Here is a 17763-nt window from a genome sequence, read left to right on the forward strand (position 1 = left end):
ATACGAACCATTGATATGACTATAACTAAAACAACTTTTGGCTTCACATCGAGCGGTGAAGAAATTTTTAAATTTATTTTAAAAAACCATCGCGGACTGCAAGTAGAGGTGCTCACATACGGAGCAACTATACAGAAACTTTATGTTCCCAATGGGGATGGTGGAGTAGTGGATGTAGTTTTAGGTTTTGATACTTTACCAGAGTATGAGGCTGCACATCCGTATATAGGGAGTTTTATAGGGCGCAATGCAAATAGACTTAAAAAAGAGGTGGTTATCGCGGGTGAAAAAATAGCGTTAACTGTAAATGAAGGAGAGAGCCAACTTCACGGAGGTATTAAAGGTTTTGATAAACGTGTCTGGGATGCAGCAATAGTAGATGACAGCTTGGTGCTTTCTTTATACAGTAAAGATGGTGATGAGGGCTTTCCAGGTAATTTAAAAGTCCAAACTACTTTTAAGCTTGTAGACCTACGACTAGAAATGCAATTAAGTGCTACTACAGACCAGCCAACTATCGTAAACTTCACCAGGCATGATTATTTTAACCTGTGTAGTGGAGTAAAGAATTCTGTTGTAAGTCATAAGTTGCAAGTTCATGCAGGCTCGTATACTGAGCTAGATGGGAATAAGATTACTACTGGTCACTTAGTGCCAGTTGCGGACACTCCATATGATTTTATGGAAGTGAGATATGTGGGAGATGCAGATGATGGTTTTGATTTAAATTACGTGCTAGACAACGCACCAAGTAAACTTAGGCTAGCGGCTCAAGTATGGGCTCCAGATAGCGATATTACTTTGAAGGTATATTGCACGCAACCGGGATTACAGTTTTTTAGTGCAAAATCTATTATGCTTGCAAGTGGTAAAGAGGACTATGAGCCTGTAGAAAGTCCAGGATTATGTTTAGAGCCACAATATTTTCCAAATTCTCCATCCCATTCACATTTTCCTTCAACAATCCTTTTGCCATCGGAAGTGTATGAAGAACAGATAGTTTATGATTTTGAATGAGCTTTATTTGATTATGGGTGTGAAATTAATTTTAAAAAAAATGAATTTTATTTGAAAAAATACTTGCCAGAGTTCAGAAAGGTTTTATATTTGCAACCGCTTACGAAAGCTACTAGAGGTTATCCTAATAATAATTAGAAAACTTGAGTAACAAACATAAGCAACCTAAAAATATTTAGGTGCCTTAGCTCAGTTGGTAGAGCAATGGACTGAAAATCCATGTGTCCCTGGTTCGATTCCTGGAGGCACCACTAAAAACCCGATCTTTTGATTGGGTTTTTTGTTTTTACATCTCACGCTATCTCTAAGTTGTGATAATTATAATATTTGCTTACCATATGCTTAACACACAGTCGTGATATTCTAAAGTAGCTTCGCATAAAAAAATATGCGTCCATATATCTATATAGCAATGGCAATTTTAAGTGTGACTATGCTGAGCTGTTCAAGTACTAAGCATAAAAACATCTCTTATCTAGGTGAAGAAATTATAAGCACTAGTCAAGCAGAAAATCTTGAGGCACCTACCCTTAACATCTACGAGCCTTCTGGTGATCAAGAAAAAACACCTGTACTTATTTATGTGCACGGTGGTAACTGGAATCAAGGTAAAAAAGAAATATACTGGTGGCTAGGACGCAACTTTGCACAAAAAGATGTTCTTGCTGTACTGCCAGGATACACGCTCAGTCCAAACGCTACGTATGATGATCAAGCTGCACAAATCGCAAAAGCAATAGCGTGGACAAAGGAAAACGCTGCTCGATATGGCGGAGACCCTGAAAAGATTTTTGTTACGGGACATTCGGCTGGAGGGCACCTCGTGGCGCTGGCGGTAATGAATCCCAAGTACAATATCAATCCTGATGATATTTCTGGAATTATCCTTAATGATGCAGCTGGACTTGATATGTATCATTACTTGAGTGAGAATGCTCCAAGTGCGAGTGATAATTACAATGCCACGTGGACTACTAATCCTGAGTTGTGGAAAGATGCCTCTCCCAAATATTTTATTAATGATAAAACGCCACCTATACTTAGTTATTTAGGTAGTAAAACGTATCCTTCTATTACGGTGGCAAATAATCGCTTTAAAGAAGAGCTAATTAAATTTCAGCCAGATGCACGCAGGATCACGCTAGACAAAAAGCACGTGCCTATGATTACTCAATATATTTTTGGTTCAAATAATAGGTATGATGAGATTATACAATTTATGAGCGAGCAAGAGTAGGATGACGTATTTTTAGCAAATGATTTTATTTATAGCTAGTGCAGCTCTTTTTATATTTATGGGCTACGGCCTTTTTACGCTTTCGCGAAAGCGTACCCCACAGCAATTTCCTGTAGCATGGGAGGAGATTTTAAGTAATGAGGTGCTATTTTACCAGAAATTATCTGCAAAGAAACAAGCATTTTTTAAAAAGCGCATGATGGCTTTCCTCGCGGAAGTAAATGTGGAGGCCGTGCAATTTGAAATTACAGATAGAGATAAGATTTTTGTCGCTGCAAGTGCTGTCATTCCCATTTTCAATTTTGGAGATTGGCATTATAATAACCTTGATACGGTTTTAATCTACCCAGATTATTTTAATGCAGACTTGGAGTTTCACTCAGAAGGAGAGGGTAGAAACATAGGCGGTATGGTGGGCTCTGGCCAGTTTGAAAATCATATGATTTTATCGCGCAAAGCACTGGTGTTTGGATTTGCAAACAAGACAGACAAGGGTAATACCGCCGTTCATGAATTTGTCCACCTGCTGGATAAGATGGACGGAGAGACCGATGGGATACCAGAGTTTTTATTAGGAAAAGAAAATATAGCTCCTTGGTTAGACCTTATGTATAAGGAGATGGATGCTATAAATAATGACAAGTCAGACATAAGGAAATACGGAGGAACTAGTGAGATAGAATTCTTTGCGGTGGCCTCTGAGTATTTCTTTGAACGTCCAGAATTGTTCAAAAGGAAACATCCTGAACTTTATAAAATGCTAGAGCTCTGTTTTGTGACAGGTGTTTCGGCTTAGTTTTATCATTCCCTTAACACCCTAGGTGCTTTGCTTTTGTATTTTTGGTGCTTACTTTAATTTATGCAACTTATTATTGATGTTGGAAATACTAGGGTCAAGGCGGCTATCTTCCTTGATGATGTATTGCAGGCGCGACACCATTTTCTTTTAGAAAATTTTATAGAAGAGGTAGGGGAGTTTGCAGGTTTGTATCCTGTGAAGAAAGCTATAATTTCATCAGTAGGTAGATTATCTGAGGAGCAAGCGCAATCTGTGCAGCTGCGTTTTCCTACTATTATTCTTAGTCATAAAACATCGCTTCCATTTAAAAACGACTACGGCACTCCACATACACTTGGTGTAGATAGGATTGCGTTGGTAGCCGCTTTCGCGAAAGCGTACCCTCAAAAAAATGGACTCATAATAGATGCAGGTACGTGTATAACGTATGATTTTATTACTGCAGAAGGCTCTTACAAAGGAGGGGCGATATCACCGGGATTGCGATTGCGATATAAAACTTTAAACAATCTCACGGCAAATTTACCACTACTTGAAAAGCAAATGCCAGAGAGCATTGTGGGGACAAGTACTCATGAAGCAATACATTCTGGCGTTGTCCAAGGGGTTTTACTTGAAATTGATGGGGCAATAAATCATTATAAAGAGCATTATAATGTAGAAACCGTAATAATAACAGGGGGTGATGCCGAATTCTTGGCAAAACGATTAAAAAATAGCATCTTTGCGCACTCAAAATTTTTGTTAGAGGGCCTCAATTATATCTTAACATATCAGAATGATTAAAAAACTTTTTATAGTAGCAGTGTTGATGGTGGCCTTTAAGGGTCTTGCACAAGAGGGAGCTACGACATCTCCATATTCATTTTACGGAGTAGGTTTACAGCAGTTTAAAGGTACTGTTGAAAATAAATCTATGGGAGGAATACAGTCTTATAGTGATAGTTTACACTTGAATTTACTAAACCCAGCTTCGTTAGGTAAACTGCGTTACACAACTTTTACTGTGGGTGGTAATCACCAAGAGGTTACAGCAAAAGATGCATTTACAGAAGAGGGTTCTTCAAAATCTACATTTGATTACCTAGCGATAGGTTTTCCGGTTTCTAAAAAAGCAGGGGTGAGTTTTGGACTCATGCCATATACTACTGTAGGTTATAAGCTTGATGATAGTGATGAGGATATTGTAAACGCCTTTAGTGGTCGTGGAGGTATCAATAGAGCATTTTTATCTGCTGGATATACAGTGGCGCCAGGTCTAACTGTAGGTGCTAGTGCAAATTATAACTTTGGTAATATTCAAAATGAGGCATTGAGATCTCAAGAAGGGGTGGAGCTAGCTACACGAGAAAGTAATCGTAGTGACTTTTCTGGATTTACATTTGATCTTGCAGCTCAGTATGAGCGTATGATATCAGATAAGCTTCAACTTACGTCATCTGTTAAATATTCGCCATCTTCAAGTATAGGCACAGAAAATTCACGTCAAGTGGCTTCTGTGATTTTTAATAGCACTGGTATAAGCGCAGATGTAGATTCTGAGCAAATTGATGTACAGGATACAGATTTTGATTTTCCTTCTACTTTGACGTTAGGATTAGGAATTGGAGCAGTAAATAAGTGGTTTGTAGGTGCAGAATATACATCTCAAAAAGCAAGTAATTTTAGTAATAGAACATTTACACTGGATGATGTGGCTTTTGAAGATGCAAGCCAGATGCGTATTGGAGGATTTTATACTCCTAAATATAACTCTGTTACAAGTTACTGGGATCGTATTGCTTACAGGGCTGGTTTCAGATATGAAGAGAGCGGTATTGTAGTGTCTAACGAGGACATAAACGAGTTTGGCATATCTTTTGGAGTAGGACTACCTACAGGACGTAGAATAAGTAATTTGAATCTTATGTTTGAGATGGGCCAGCGAGGAACGACAAGTTCAGGTCTTATTCAAGAGAACTTTATTAATGTAGGAATAAGCTTATCAGTAAACGACTTATGGTTCGTCCAAAGTAAATTTAATTAATTGAAAAACCCAACACTATGAAAACTAAATTAACCACACTTTTTGTAGCTATAGTAATGACAGTAGGATTTACTGCTCAAGCTCAAATAAGTGAAGAATGTATGACCACAGGTTCTATATTCAACGAAGCTGCAAAAGTTAAGAACTGGGATGCTGCGAGAGCACCATTTGCAAAACTTAGAAAAGATTGTCCTAACTGGTCACTTGCATTATACCAGTATGGTGAGAAATTATTAAAAGCAGATCTTAAAGCCGCAAGCGGTGAGCAAGAGAAGGCAGTAGCTCAAGATTTAATCTTATTACTACAGCAAAGAGAGCAGTATTTCCCAGGAAAAACTGACAAAGGTGAAAATGCTGCAGATCAAGCTCAGATAATGTTTGATAGCAAAATAGGAACTAAGAAATCGCAGTTTGATGCATTTCAAAAAGCATTTCAACTAGACGCAGCTTCTATTTCAAGCGCAAAAAGCATCTATACTCGTTTTAAACTAGCTGTAGATTTATATAAAGAAGGAGAACAAATTCCATTACAAGATGTTTTTGACCTTTATGATGATACTCAAAGTAAATTAGGAAAAGAGGCAACTGTTCTTGATTCTAAGCTACAAGCTCTTTTAGATAAGGAAGAGGCTGGTACAGCACTTAGTGCTAAGGAGAAAAGAAGAGTAAAAGGTTATGAAACTAACCTAAGAGCTTTTGGAATCTTTGGAGGAAGTACTGATGGTGCAATGGGAGCTTTAGGTAACTGTGAGAACTTAGTGCCACTTTACCAAAAAGATTTTGAGTCTATGAAAAATGACAAAGAATGGATTAAGAAAGCTGCTGGACGTCTTGCTGGAAAAGATTGTACTGATACAGATTTATTTAAGCAAATGGTTGAAAGTTTACACAGACTTGAGCCTTCTGCAAAATCTGCAAAGTATTTAGGTATCTTAGCTGGAAACAGAGGAGATTCTGCAGCAGAGTCTAGATATTACCAAGAAGCAATTGATCTTGAAACAGATCCTACAGAAAGAGCAAATGCTTATTACAGACTTGCAGAAAAAGCAAGAAAATCTGGAAGCTATGGTAAAGCAAGAGGTCTTTATAATAAGGCGCTTAGTGAAGATGCTTCTTACGGAATCGCTTACTTGAGAATTGCAGCAATGTATGCAGCAAGTGCAAATAACTGTGGCGAGACTGCATTTGATAAGAGAGCGGTATACTGGTTAGCTGCTAGTACTGCAGAAAGAGCTGGACGTGTAAGTCCATCACTAGCAGGAACTGCAAATAAGACGGCTGCAAGTTATAGAGGAATAGCTCCTAGTAAAGCGGATATATTCCAGTCTGGAAAAGGTGGTCAAACTATCAAGATAGGATGTTGGATTGGATCAAGCGTAAGAGTTCCAAGTAACTAATGTATCTACTACATAGAAATATATTAAAATTCTTAGTCACGGCTTTTGCCGTGACTTTGTTTTTAGGTTGTGGTGATAAAGGAGAGGAGATACGTAAAATGAGTATCAAGTCTGATGGGCCTGTGACAGAAGGAAGAGGTATAAACTTAAAGTATACAGACTCTGGGAAGGTAACGGCTCATCTCAAAACACCATATATAAAGAATTATGCAAACTCGCCTTTTCCATACGAGGAGTTTCCAGAAGGGGTAGAGGTTATTTTTATAGATGACGATAAAGAGAATGTGATTACCTCAGATTATGCAATACGTTATAAATACACAAATCTCATAGATTTGCAACAAAACGTAACCCTTGTAACTAGTGATTCTGTTACACTTAAGGCAGAGCAGTTGTATTGGGATCAAACTAATAACTGGATTTTTACAGATCAACCATATACCATTATTACGAAAGACGGTTCCCGCAATGATGGAGACCTTTTTGATTCTAATGAAGACTTTACAAATTTTGTATCTTTAAACAACGTAAGTAAACAATACGTTAAAGAAAATAAAGAAGACTTATGATGCGATATATAAAATACACGGAGTACGTTTATATCATAGTAGCTGTGCTAGCGGGGTATAAGGTGGCGACACTTTGGGGGGAAGATCAGCCCAAGGCTTATTTCTTTTTGTTTTGCTTTGCTGTAAGTGTTGGTATGTATTTCTTTAGACGTCACTTCCGAAAGAAATTTGAAAACAGGAAAAACTCTTAATGGGCAGCTTTGAAGTCCAGGTTATTGTCGTTTGTTGCTCATTAATATTATCTGCATTCTTCTCAGGAATGGAGATTGCATACATTTCGGCAAATAAAATCCATATTGAAATAGAAAAAAAACAGAATGATTTTCTTTCTATTGTATTAACTCGCCTTACTGCGAGACCTTCAAAGTTTATCGCAACCATGTTGCTGGGTAATAATATTGCTTTGGTGGTTTATGGTTATTTTATGGGAGCACTCCTGCAAGGGTGGCTTGAGAGTTTGCCTTTCGGCGAAAACTTGACGTGGTTAGCTACATTCGTCCAAGAATTTAGTCTATTAAGTCAGACTATTATTTCTACCATTGTCATTCTAATTACTGCAGAATTTTTACCCAAAGTATTTTTTCAGATTTATGCAAACAAGCTGTTGAAGTTTTTTGCAATACCTGCCTATATTTTCTACCTGCTGTTTTATTTTTTAAGTGCTTTTATAATCTGGGTTTCAGATTTAGTACTTAAATATTTGTTTAAAACAGATGGAGATGAAGTGCAGCTGGCTTTCACGAAAGTGGAATTAGGAAATTATATTTCTGAACAAATGGAATCTGTAAATGATCAAGATGATGTAGATACAGAAATTCAAATATTTCAAAATGCACTAGAATTTTCTGAGGTGAAGTCTAGAGAAGTGATGCTTCCACGTACTGAAATTATCGCTGTCGATGAACGTACTACGCCAGCAGCGATTAATAAAATATTTATTGATACCGGTTTGTCTAAGATATTAGTCTATAAAGACACCATAGATGATATTATAGGGTATGTACACTCTTTTGAGTTGTTTAAAAAGCCTAAAACGATAAGTAGTGTCCTTATGCCTGTGGTGTATGTGCCAGAAACAATGCTTGTAAAAGACGTGTTGAATATGCTCACAAAGAAGCGCAAGAGTATTTGTGTCGTTATTGATGAGTATGGTGGTACTAGTGGTATGATGACCGTAGAGGATATTGTAGAAGAGCTTTTTGGAGAGATAGAGGATGAGCATGATACTGCAGAGCTTATAGAAGAGCAACTAGGAGAAGATCACTATAAACTTTCTGCTAGACATGAGGTAGATTACCTCAATGAAATGTATAAATTAGACCTTCCAGAGAGTGAAAATTATGAGACATTAGGAGGTTTAGTAGTGAGTCACGCAGAAGAAATACCACAAGAAGGAGAGAACATAGAGATAGACGGAATAATCTTTCATATCCTTGAGACTTCAAACACAAAAATTGAACTCTTGGAAGTCCGTATTTCTAAAGACTAAATTGGCTTATTTTTTTATTTTTTATTATGGGAGAAAATGGTATTTTCGCCCACTATTATAGCATAAACAACAGACAATGGCAATTTTAAATAAAATACGTAGCAAGAGCATCTTTTTGATAATCATTATTGCACTTGCGCTATTTGCATTCATTTTTTCTTCAATTTTAGATAGTGGAGGTTTTAATGCTGATAAGCAAAACCGAGTAGCTTCTATTAATGGAGTAAGTATTGATCGTGAAGCTTTTGCTTCAAAAGTAGAGGAGCAAACACGTAGATTAGGAGCAAATGCCTCGACTACACGTGCTGTAAATACAGTGTGGGAGCAAGAAATTAATCGTGTTGTCCTTGAAGAGCAGTATGAAGAATTAGGTATTGAAGTAGGTAGAGACCGCACTCAAGAATTATTAAAGCAAGCATTGCAAAACGATACACGTTTTCAAGATGGTGATGGTTTCTTTAGTGAGGGTAAGATGCAAGAATTTATCGCAACTCTTAAAGACAGCCAGAATCCTAGTGATTACCAAAACTGGTTAAATTTTGAAGAAAACTTAAGAAATCAAGAAAAGCAAAGTATATACTACAACCTTATTAAGGCAGGAGTAGGATCTACACTTAAAGATGGTGAGATTGCCTACAGACTTGATAACAATAATGTAGATATACAGTTTGTACAAGTTCCTTATACTTCAGTTCCGGATGAAGAGGCTACAGTAAGTAAGGAAGAAATTCAGAAATATGTAAATGAGCATAAAGAAGAATACAAAACAGACGAAACTCGTAGCATACGTTTTGTGAAGTTTTCAGAAGAGGCTTCTTTAGAAGATGAAAATGCACTTAAAGCTGAATTATCTAAACTTAGAAATGAATACACATCTCGTAACGGTGCAACTGGAGTAACAGAAACACTTGCAGGATTTGATAAAACAGATAGAGTAGAAGATTTCTTACTAGATAATTCTGATATCCCTTATGTAAATCGTTGGTTCTTTAAAAATAACTTACCTGCAACAAACGCAGATACATTATTTGCTCTTGGTAAAGGTGGCGTGTACGGTCCTTATAAGGATAACAATTACATGAACCTTTCTCGTGTGATGGATGTGAGAAAAATGCCAGACTCAGTAAAATCACGTCATATCTTAGTTGATTTTAAGGGAGCAGTAACAAATACACAGAGAGGACCAGTTCCTTCATCTGCTACTCGTTCTAAAGAAGATGCAAAGAAACTTGCAGATAGCTTACTTACGGTAATCAAAAGAAATAAAGGGAAGTTTGAAGAACTTGCAAAAGAATTTTCTTCAGATAAAATTAATAGTGAAAAAGGAGGTGATCTTGATTACCAAAATCCAAATCTTTTCGCTGAAGGTTACAGAGACTTTATCGTAGATAACAGAACTGGATCTGTAGGCGTTGCCGAAACAAACTTTGGTTACCACGTGATTGAGATTACAGATCAAAAGAACCTTCAAGATGTAATCAAAGTTGCAACGGTAGTAAAAGAGATTGTACCATCAGATAAAACAATTTCTTCAATCTACAATACAACACAAAAATTTGAGCTAGCTGCTGCAGATGGAGATTTCCAAGAAGTAGCTACAGAAAATGGTTACACAGTAAGACCAGTACAACGTATACGTGCAATGGATGAGAATCTTCCTGGTGAGGGTGCTCAACGTTCAATCGTACAGTGGGCTTTTGAAGAAGAGGTTTCAGTAGGAGATATTAAGCGTTTCCCTGTAAACAATGGATACATTGTAGCACAAGTTACTCGTCGCACTCCTAAGGGAACAGAGCGTGTAGAAGATGTATCTACTCAAGTTACTCCTATACTTCGTAACATGAAGAAAGCAGCTATCATTAAAGGGAAGCTTTCTGGAGCTACGCTTGCAGAGATGGCACAGTCACAAAGCCAAACTGTAAAAACTGCATCTGCAATATCTATGAATGCACCAACGATTGCTGGGGCAGGCAATGAACCTAAAGTTGTAGGAGCTGCATTTGGATTAAAAGAAGGAGAGATTTCTGATCCAATTGAAGGTTCTAGAGGAGTATATGTGGTTCAAGTAACAAAAATTACGGAAGCACCAGCACTTGAAAACTACGCATCTTTTGCAACTCAAGAAGCTCAAAAGGCAAGAGTAGCAGTAAGTTCTAAAGTACTTAATGCACTTAAAGAAGCTGCAGAAATTGAAGATAACAGAGCTACTTTCTACTAGTAGACATTTTACACATATATTAAAAAGGCTCGAACGTAATGTTCGAGCCTTTTTAGTTTGTCATCGTTTAAGTGCGCTTTCGCGAAAGCGTAAAACTTACAGGTAAATCGTTCTTAGAAGTTTAGTATCATCTCGTTGTACGGGATGATAGTATGGAAGCCTTTGTTTTTAAAATACTCCATTTCTTGAGCTTCTCCGGTAACCATTACAAAATCACCGCCCCAACCTCCTAAACTCTTAATGAGGTGTGGATAGTCAGAAAATAGCTGACTTTTAATAGTAGGAGTTTTGATGATTTTAGAAAGTCTATCCTCGTGTTCAGTAAGCAGTTTTTCAAAAGCTTGAAGTGTTTTGCATTCTTTGACTGCTGTGGTGAGTTGAGAAAAATGAGAAACCTCACTAAGCAATAGCTTGCTGTCTAGGCTTCTATAGTGCTTAATGCTTTCTCTACTATTCTGCTTCTTATTAAGGTGTATAAAGAAGATATTTTCTTTAAAGTCAGGGTCAAATGCTACACTTTTAATAATTGGATCGCTTTCAGCTCTCTGGTAAGTAATGGCGCCCTCTGAGGTGGCGCAGGCAATATCATAGCCACTTCCTCCAAAAGTCATTTCAAGTAGCTTATAAGGGTTAATCTGCGCCCATAAAGCAATATTTGCAATAAGAGTAGAAGAGGAGCCTAATCCCCAATCTCTAGGAAATTCCAAAGAACTCGTAACGCTATAACCTTTTTGCGTGTTTAAAAAATCAGGGTTGAGTTGTTGTGCTGCTTGTAATATGGTAAGTAAGCGCTGCGGGATATCACCGTTAGGGATTGCGCAGTCATTTATTGGTAATGTGAAATAGGTTTCAAACCATGTGAAGCCATCGTGTAGCTCGCTTTTCCAAAGTAAGCCGTGGTCCTGCGTTGTTGTGACTGTAAGTTTTTGACCTTTGGTAGTTGGAAGCGCAAGTGCTTCTGCTCCATCAAGAACCAGATATTCTGCGGTTAATAGTAACTTACCGTGGCTATAAAAAGAAGGGTTCACTGGGTATATTTTTTTATTAACTGCTTATGAGCGTAGTGCTTCTATAAAAGAAACAACAGCACTATGAGTAACTGTGTTAGTCTTAAAATGAGTGACTGTTTCTTGTTTCTCGGCGTCTGTGGCTTCCATCTGATTAAGGATATTCATGAGGTGCATTTTCATGTGGCCTTCTTGAATTCCTGTTGTAGTAAGTGATTTTAAGGCTGCAAAATTCTGTGCAAGTCCAGCGACAGCCACAATTTGCATAAGCTCTTGTGCAGATGGATTTTCCAGCAATTCCATAGACCACTTTACCAGCGGATGTAATTTTGTAAGTCCGCCTACGGTTCCTAGTGCGAGTGGTACCTCAATCCAAAATTTAAATATCCCATCATCTACACTAGCATGTGTAAGACTTCTATATTGCCCGTCCCTAGCAGCATATGCGTGTACGCCAGCTTCTACAGCTCTAAAATCGTTTCCAGTGGCAAGAATTACGGCATCAATACCGTTCATAATCCCTTTGTTGTGAGTCACTGCGCGGTAGGGCTCTTCTTCGGCAATGGAAATTGCTTGGATGAATTTTTTAGCAAATTGTGCACCATCTATGTTTTTTTCAGAAAGATCAGCTACTGGGCAACTTACCTCTGCTCGTACTACACAATCTGGGACGTAGTTTGATAAAATAGACATGATTACAGAGAGATTTGCACCGCTTTCGCGAAAGCGTGCTTCTGCCTCAAAACCTGCTTTAAGCGTCGTTGCAAATTGTTCTAGACAACTATTTATAAAATTGGCTCCCATTGCATTTAGCGTTTCAAACGTGCAATGAAGTTGGTAGTAATCTGCTACTGCTTGGGTTTTATTAACGAGCGTGATGTCTTTAATGCCACCTCCACGTTTCTCCATGTTTTTTGTAATAGCAGCGGTATCTGCAAGTAACTGTGGCTTGATGGATTCAAAAAATGAAGTCAAAAGCGACGCATCGCCATCATATGTGAAGTGTACCTGTCCTACTTTTGTAGTTCCTAAAACAGTAGTTTTAAAACCTCCTCTATCTTGCCAGAATTTTGCCGCTTTACTTGCGGCAGCCACCACAGAGCTCTCCTCAATCGCCATAGGGATGGTGTAAATACGGTCATTAATAACAAAGTTAGGAGCAACACCTAGCGGTAAGTAGTAGTTAGTAACGGTGTTTTCTATAAACTCGTCATGTAGCTGTTGTAGTTTTTTATCATCATTCCAGTAAGATGATAGTACTTGAGTTGCCTGTGTTGGATTTTCAAAATAGGTAGACGTGAGCCACGCTATTTTCTCCGTTTTTGAAAGTCTTGAAAATCCTGATATTGCCTTTGTCATTAAGCTGTATTTATAAAAGTGTCAAAGATACTGAGAATGAGGTAAACCTAGCTTTGTGTAAGTAATCTAGTGATTTTATTTCTTAACAATATGGCGCTATTTAACAGCTTTTACGGGGGTTTTTGTGTTATTTTTAGTAAAATTGAGATACATTACTAGAATTAGCAATTATATATGAAAATACAACTCTTTTTGAGTGCCATTTTACTCATGGCAATCCAGAGCGCAACTGCGCAAAAAAAGCAAATCACCCTTGAAGATATATGGAAAGAAGGCACTTTTAGTGCAGAGAGACTCCAGTCTATTCACTCCATGGCAAACGGACAAGAGTATGCCGTTCAAAACTTTGATAGAGCAACACGTACAGGAAGCGTAGATATTTATAGCTATGCGACAGGAGAAAAAGTGCGTACAGCGGTAAGCAGTGCAGATATTGATGGCCTTGACTATTTTATTAGCTATGAGTTTAGCGGTGATGAAAAGCAAGTGTTACTAGCGACTAAGCTACAGTCAATCTTTAGAAGATCTACGTTAGGAGAGTTTTATGTTTGGAATACGCTTTCGCGAAAGCTAACAAAAGTTTCAGATGATCTTATCCAAGAGCCTACATTTTCTCCAGATGGGACGATGATTGCTTACGGAAAGGGTAACAACTTATATGTATTTAACATCGCAGAAGGTACAACGCAGCAGCTTACTACGGATGGAAAGAAAAATAGTATTATAAACGGTATTACAGATTGGGTTTACGAAGAAGAGTTTGGTTTTGTGCGCGCCTTTGATTGGAGTGCAGATAGCAAGAAGATTGCTTATGTACGTTTTGACGAAACAGATGTGCCAGAATTCTCTATGGATATTTATGGTAAAGAATTATACCAGACGCAGTCAGTTTTTAAATACCCAAAAGCAGGTGAGGCAAATGCAAAAGTAACGCTACGCCTTCATAACCTAGATAGCGGAAATAGTCGTAAAGCAAAAGATGTTGAGATAAATCTAGGAGATAATGCTGGGTACTATATTCCACGTATATCTTGGTCAAAAGATCCAAACGTACTTTCTGTACAAACTTTAAATCGTCATCAAGACACATTAAAGCTTTCTCTTTTTAATGCGGCTACTTATCAAACAAAACTCGCTGTTCTTGAAACGGATAAGGCATATGTAGATGTAACAGATAATCTTACTTTTCTAGAAGATAACAGCTTTATCTGGACGAGTGAAAAGGATGGATGGAATCACGTGTATCACCACAATGCAGATGGTACTCTTAAAAGCCAAGTAACTTCAGGCGACTGGGAAGTGACAGGATACTATGGTTATGATGCAAAAACAAAGAGGATATTTTATCAGAGCTCAGAAAATGGTTCAATCAACCGAGGGGTTTACGCGATAGGACTTAACGGTAAAAAGAAGCAAGCACTCGCTATAAAGGAAGGAACAAATGATGCCGATTTTAGTGCAAACTTTAGCAACTTCATCCATACATATTCAAATACGACAACGCCTTATCGTTTTACACTTAACGATGCTAAGGACGGAAAGCAAATACGTGTTATAAAAGATAATAGTGATCTCAAGGAGCTTTATGCTACTTATGATATTTCTCCTAAAGAATTTTTTGAGATTGACGTAAACGGAGTTTCTCTTAATGCTTATATCATCAAGCCTACAAACTTTGATCCTAATAAAAAATATCCATTATTTATGACTCAGTACTCTGGACCTGGATCGCAGAGTGTGGCAAATAAATGGGATACAAGTAATGATTACTGGTTCCAGATGCTTGCTCAAAACGATTATATCGTGGTTTGTGTAGACCCTAGAGGTACAGGTTTAAAAGGGCGTGATTTTAAGAAAGTTACTCAGAAAGAATTAGGAAAGTACGAAGTGCAAGATCAAATAGCAGCAGCTAAACAATTAAGTGAGCGTCCATATATAGATGAAAATCGCACAGGAATCTGGGGATGGAGTTACGGAGGTTTTATGGCATCTAACTGTCTTTTCCAAGGAGCAGATACTTTTGAAATGGCAATAGCAGTGGCGCCAGTTACTTCATGGAGATTTTACGATTCTATTTATACAGAACGATACATGCAAACACCCCAAGAAAATGCAAGTGGGTATGATAACAACTCTCCTATGAGTCATGTAGATAAAATGGAAGGTGATTTATTACTTGTGCATGGAGGTGGTGATGATAATGTGCATGTGCAAAACTCTACACGTCTTGTAGAAGCTTTAGTACAAGCCAATAAGCAATTTGATTACTTCAATTATCCAGATAGAAACCACGGTATCTATGGTGGGAATACGCGTTTTCATTTATATACAATGATGACAGAATTCATAAAAGAGAAACTTTAGAGATAAACAACTTATATTAGCAGTAAATAAATAATACAATATGGAATATAGATTCGGTGGTTCTGAAACCAACCAAAAGACTGTGCTAGGGCATCCTTCAGGTCTTTTTGTTCTCTTTTTTACAGAAATGTGGGAGCGTTTTTCTTATTATGGAATGCGTGCATTACTTGTTTTATTTCTAGTATCTGCTATCATTGATGGCGGCTGGGGCTGGGAAAGAGCAGAGGCTTTACAGCTGTATGCTTTTTATACTGGACTTGTTTATGTAACTCCTATTCTTGGAGGATTAATAGCAGATAAGATTACAGGTTATAGAAAAGCTGTTGTTATAGGGGCATTTTTAATGACTTTGGGTCATGCTTCTATGGCATTTGAGATAAGCTCAGACTTTTTCTTTTATGCTGGACTTGTACTACTTATTATAGGAAACGGTATGTTTAAGCCGAATATTTCTTCAATGGTAGGGCAGTTGTATAAAGATCAAGGTAAAGAAAAGGATGCTGGTTATACCATATTCTACATGGGTATCAACTCAGGAGCATTTTTAGGTATTTTACTTTGTGGTTATATTGGAGAATCTGTAGGATGGCATTACGGTTTTGGACTTGCTGGTATTTTTATGCTAGTAGGTATGCTTCAATTTCATTTTGCACAAGATATTTTTGGAAAGATAGGTCTAGCTCCTAAAAAAGCTGGTGATCTTGATGACGTTATTGAGGATGGTGTAGAAAATGCAGCAGATACTATTGAAGACGTAATAGATGAGGCCGAAAAGTCAAAAATCACTCGTGATAGACTTATTGTAATTAGTGTGCTAGCATTCTTTACTATATTCTTCTGGTGGGCTTTTGAGCAAGCAGGAGGGTCTATGACCATCTTTGCGGCAGACTATACAGATAGAGTTTTAGAAGGAAGTAGTGGTATGACTTTTAAAATAGTAAATACACTACTCACAGTAGTTCCTATGCTTATTATTACATGGGTTCTAGGAATGTTATTTAAACAAACCTATGCTAAGTTTGCACTCGCAAACATTATTTTAGGTTTAGGTTTCGTTATTATTTGGGCAATTGTAATCTGGATGTTATCTCGTCAGTTTGCAGATGATGCACCGGAGGTTCCTGCTTCTTGGTTTGGAATATTAAACTCATTCTTCATCATTGCATTTGCTCCATTATTTTCAAAAATATGGAAGAGTAAATACAATCCTAGCGGACCAGTAAAGTTTGCTATTGGTCTTATTTTATTAGGTCTTGGATTTGGTATTCTATCTTTTGGATCTATGGGAATTCCATTAGGAGCAAAAACAGCTTCTGTGAGCATGGTATTTTTAGTACTTGCATATTTATTCCATACACTAGGAGAGTTATGTGTATCTCCAGTAGGACTTTCATATGTAAGTAAACTTGCACCTGCAAAACTTGTTGGTCTTATGTTCGGTATCTGGTTTGTAGCAAACTTTATTGCAAACTTTGCAGCAGGTATAACAGGGAGTTATATAGATCCTATAGTTGAAGAGCATGGAATGGCAATCTTCTTTTTGATATTTACAGTAATACCAGCAGCAGCAGGTGTAGTAATGTTATTATTGAATAGAACACTTATTAAAATGATGCATGGTATACGCTAAGCACATATAATAGTATAATTTAAAAACGTTCCCTATTTTGTGGAACGTTTTTTGTCTGTAAGAATTTGAAATATAAACAGACTATACCTAAAAGAAAGAATTCAATGAAAAAAGTATTATACCTTCTTCTATTTATTGCGACGGGAACTATGAGTGCCCAGAAGATTAACTGGATGACCATGGATGAGGCGCTTGCTGCCCAACAAAAAGAGCCTAAAAAAATCTTTATGGATGTGTACACTGTATGGTGTGGGCCTTGTAAAATGTTAGATAAAAATACCTTTGCAAATCCTGATGTAGCTGCTTTTATAAATGAAAACTACTACGCGGTAAAATTTAACGCAGAGGGTACGGAGGTAATTAATTACTTAGGTAACACATATACTAACCCGCGTCATGATCCTAAAAAATCAAGAGGGCGTAACAGTCAGCACGAACTTGCACAGGCTCTTAAGCTTCAGGGGTATCCAAGTATGGTATTCTTTGACGAAAAAGGTAATTATATCCAGCCTATTGTAGGTTATCACTCTCCTAAGCGTTTAGAAATATACGTGAAGATGGTGGGTAATGATGATTATAAAGAGATTACTACTCAAGAGAAGTGGGCAACCTATCAAGAAGAGTTTGAGTACTCATGGCCTAATTAGAAAA

The 17763-nt window shown here is 37.5% G+C and carries 14 protein-coding genes and 1 tRNA gene; 13 read left to right on the forward strand and 2 right to left on the reverse strand.

The genetic code is table 11. The annotated features are described in order from the left end of the window. Positions 1 to 15: 15 nt before the first annotated feature. The 10 genes from SJY37_RS07700 to SJY37_RS07745 all read left to right on the forward strand — a co-directional run bounded on the left by SJY37_RS07700 (position 16) and on the right by SJY37_RS07745 (position 10752). Positions 16 to 1017: an aldose epimerase family protein gene (locus SJY37_RS07700; protein ID WP_379952951.1), complete on the forward strand. Its 1002-nt coding sequence runs from the start codon at positions 16 to 18 to the stop codon at positions 1015 to 1017. A gap of 178 nt (positions 1018 to 1195) precedes the next feature. Beyond that, a tRNA-Phe gene (locus SJY37_RS07705) sits at positions 1196 to 1268 on the forward strand. Positions 1269 to 1405: 137 nt separating this feature from the next. Next, positions 1406 to 2254 carry an alpha/beta hydrolase gene (locus tag SJY37_RS07710; protein ID WP_379952952.1) on the forward strand — a complete coding sequence of 283 codons (849 nt, stop codon included), beginning with the start codon at positions 1406 to 1408 and terminating at the stop codon, positions 2252 to 2254. Between the two features lie 19 nt (positions 2255 to 2273). Further along, positions 2274 to 3050, forward strand: a complete 777-nt coding sequence (locus tag SJY37_RS07715) for a zinc-dependent peptidase (RefSeq protein ID WP_298329897.1) — start codon at positions 2274 to 2276, stop codon at positions 3048 to 3050. Positions 3051 to 3113: 63 nt separating this feature from the next. Continuing rightward, positions 3114 to 3839 (forward strand): type III pantothenate kinase, encoded by a 726-nt coding sequence (locus SJY37_RS07720; RefSeq protein ID WP_298329894.1) that lies wholly within the window; start codon positions 3114 to 3116, stop codon positions 3837 to 3839. Continuing rightward, a complete protein-coding gene (locus SJY37_RS07725; protein WP_298329891.1) occupies positions 3832 to 5079 on the forward strand; it encodes a hypothetical protein in 1248 nt (415 codons plus the stop codon). Before SJY37_RS07720 ends, SJY37_RS07725 begins: the two co-directional genes overlap by 8 nt. 17 nt (positions 5080 to 5096) lie before the next feature. Continuing rightward, positions 5097 to 6476 carry a hypothetical protein gene (locus SJY37_RS07730; protein WP_298329888.1) on the forward strand — a complete coding sequence of 460 codons (1380 nt, stop codon included), beginning with the start codon at positions 5097 to 5099 and terminating at the stop codon, positions 6474 to 6476. Continuing rightward, positions 6476 to 7045 (forward strand): LPS export ABC transporter periplasmic protein LptC, encoded by a 570-nt coding sequence (gene lptC / locus SJY37_RS07735; protein ID WP_298329885.1) that lies wholly within the window; start codon positions 6476 to 6478, stop codon positions 7043 to 7045. The genes SJY37_RS07730 and lptC overlap by 1 nt, the downstream gene beginning before the upstream one ends. 190 nt (positions 7046 to 7235) lie before the next feature. Then, positions 7236 to 8534 carry a hemolysin family protein gene (locus tag SJY37_RS07740; protein WP_298329882.1) on the forward strand — a complete coding sequence of 433 codons (1299 nt, stop codon included), beginning with the start codon at positions 7236 to 7238 and terminating at the stop codon, positions 8532 to 8534. Between the two features lie 76 nt (positions 8535 to 8610). Further along, on the forward strand, positions 8611 to 10752 hold the full coding sequence (locus tag SJY37_RS07745) for a peptidylprolyl isomerase (protein WP_298329879.1): 2142 nt from the start codon (positions 8611 to 8613) through the stop codon (positions 10750 to 10752). Between the two features lie 113 nt (positions 10753 to 10865). Here SJY37_RS07745 and SJY37_RS07750 read toward each other — a convergent pair whose 3' ends face one another. Both SJY37_RS07750 and SJY37_RS07755 read right to left on the reverse strand, forming a co-directional pair. Continuing rightward, positions 10866 to 11780, reverse strand: a complete 915-nt coding sequence (locus SJY37_RS07750; RefSeq protein WP_379952953.1) for a GYDIA family GHMP kinase — start codon at positions 11778 to 11780, stop codon at positions 10866 to 10868. Between the two features lie 24 nt (positions 11781 to 11804). Continuing rightward, the gene (locus SJY37_RS07755) at positions 11805 to 13118 is read right to left on the reverse strand and encodes a hydroxymethylglutaryl-CoA reductase, degradative (RefSeq protein ID WP_298329873.1); all 1314 of its coding nucleotides are present in this window, start codon (positions 13116 to 13118) and stop codon (positions 11805 to 11807) included. Positions 13119 to 13292: 174 nt separating this feature from the next. On the opposite strand from SJY37_RS07755, the gene SJY37_RS07760 reads away from it, so the two are divergent. From SJY37_RS07760 to SJY37_RS07770, 3 genes are all read left to right on the forward strand, one after another. Beyond that, positions 13293 to 15482, forward strand: a complete 2190-nt coding sequence (locus tag SJY37_RS07760; RefSeq protein WP_298329870.1) for a S9 family peptidase — start codon at positions 13293 to 13295, stop codon at positions 15480 to 15482. A 40-nt stretch (positions 15483 to 15522) separates the two neighbouring features. Next, positions 15523 to 17112 (forward strand): peptide MFS transporter, encoded by a 1590-nt coding sequence (locus SJY37_RS07765; RefSeq protein WP_298329867.1) that lies wholly within the window; start codon positions 15523 to 15525, stop codon positions 17110 to 17112. A 104-nt stretch (positions 17113 to 17216) separates the two neighbouring features. Next, entirely contained in the window at positions 17217 to 17759 is a 543-nt protein-coding gene (locus tag SJY37_RS07770; protein ID WP_013750102.1) for a thioredoxin fold domain-containing protein, read from the forward strand. The last annotated feature ends 4 nt before the right edge of the window (positions 17760 to 17763 follow it).

It is taken from the genome of Dokdonia sp. R78006 (assembly GCF_042466145.1).
GTDB lineage: Bacteria > Bacteroidota > Bacteroidia > Flavobacteriales > Flavobacteriaceae > Dokdonia.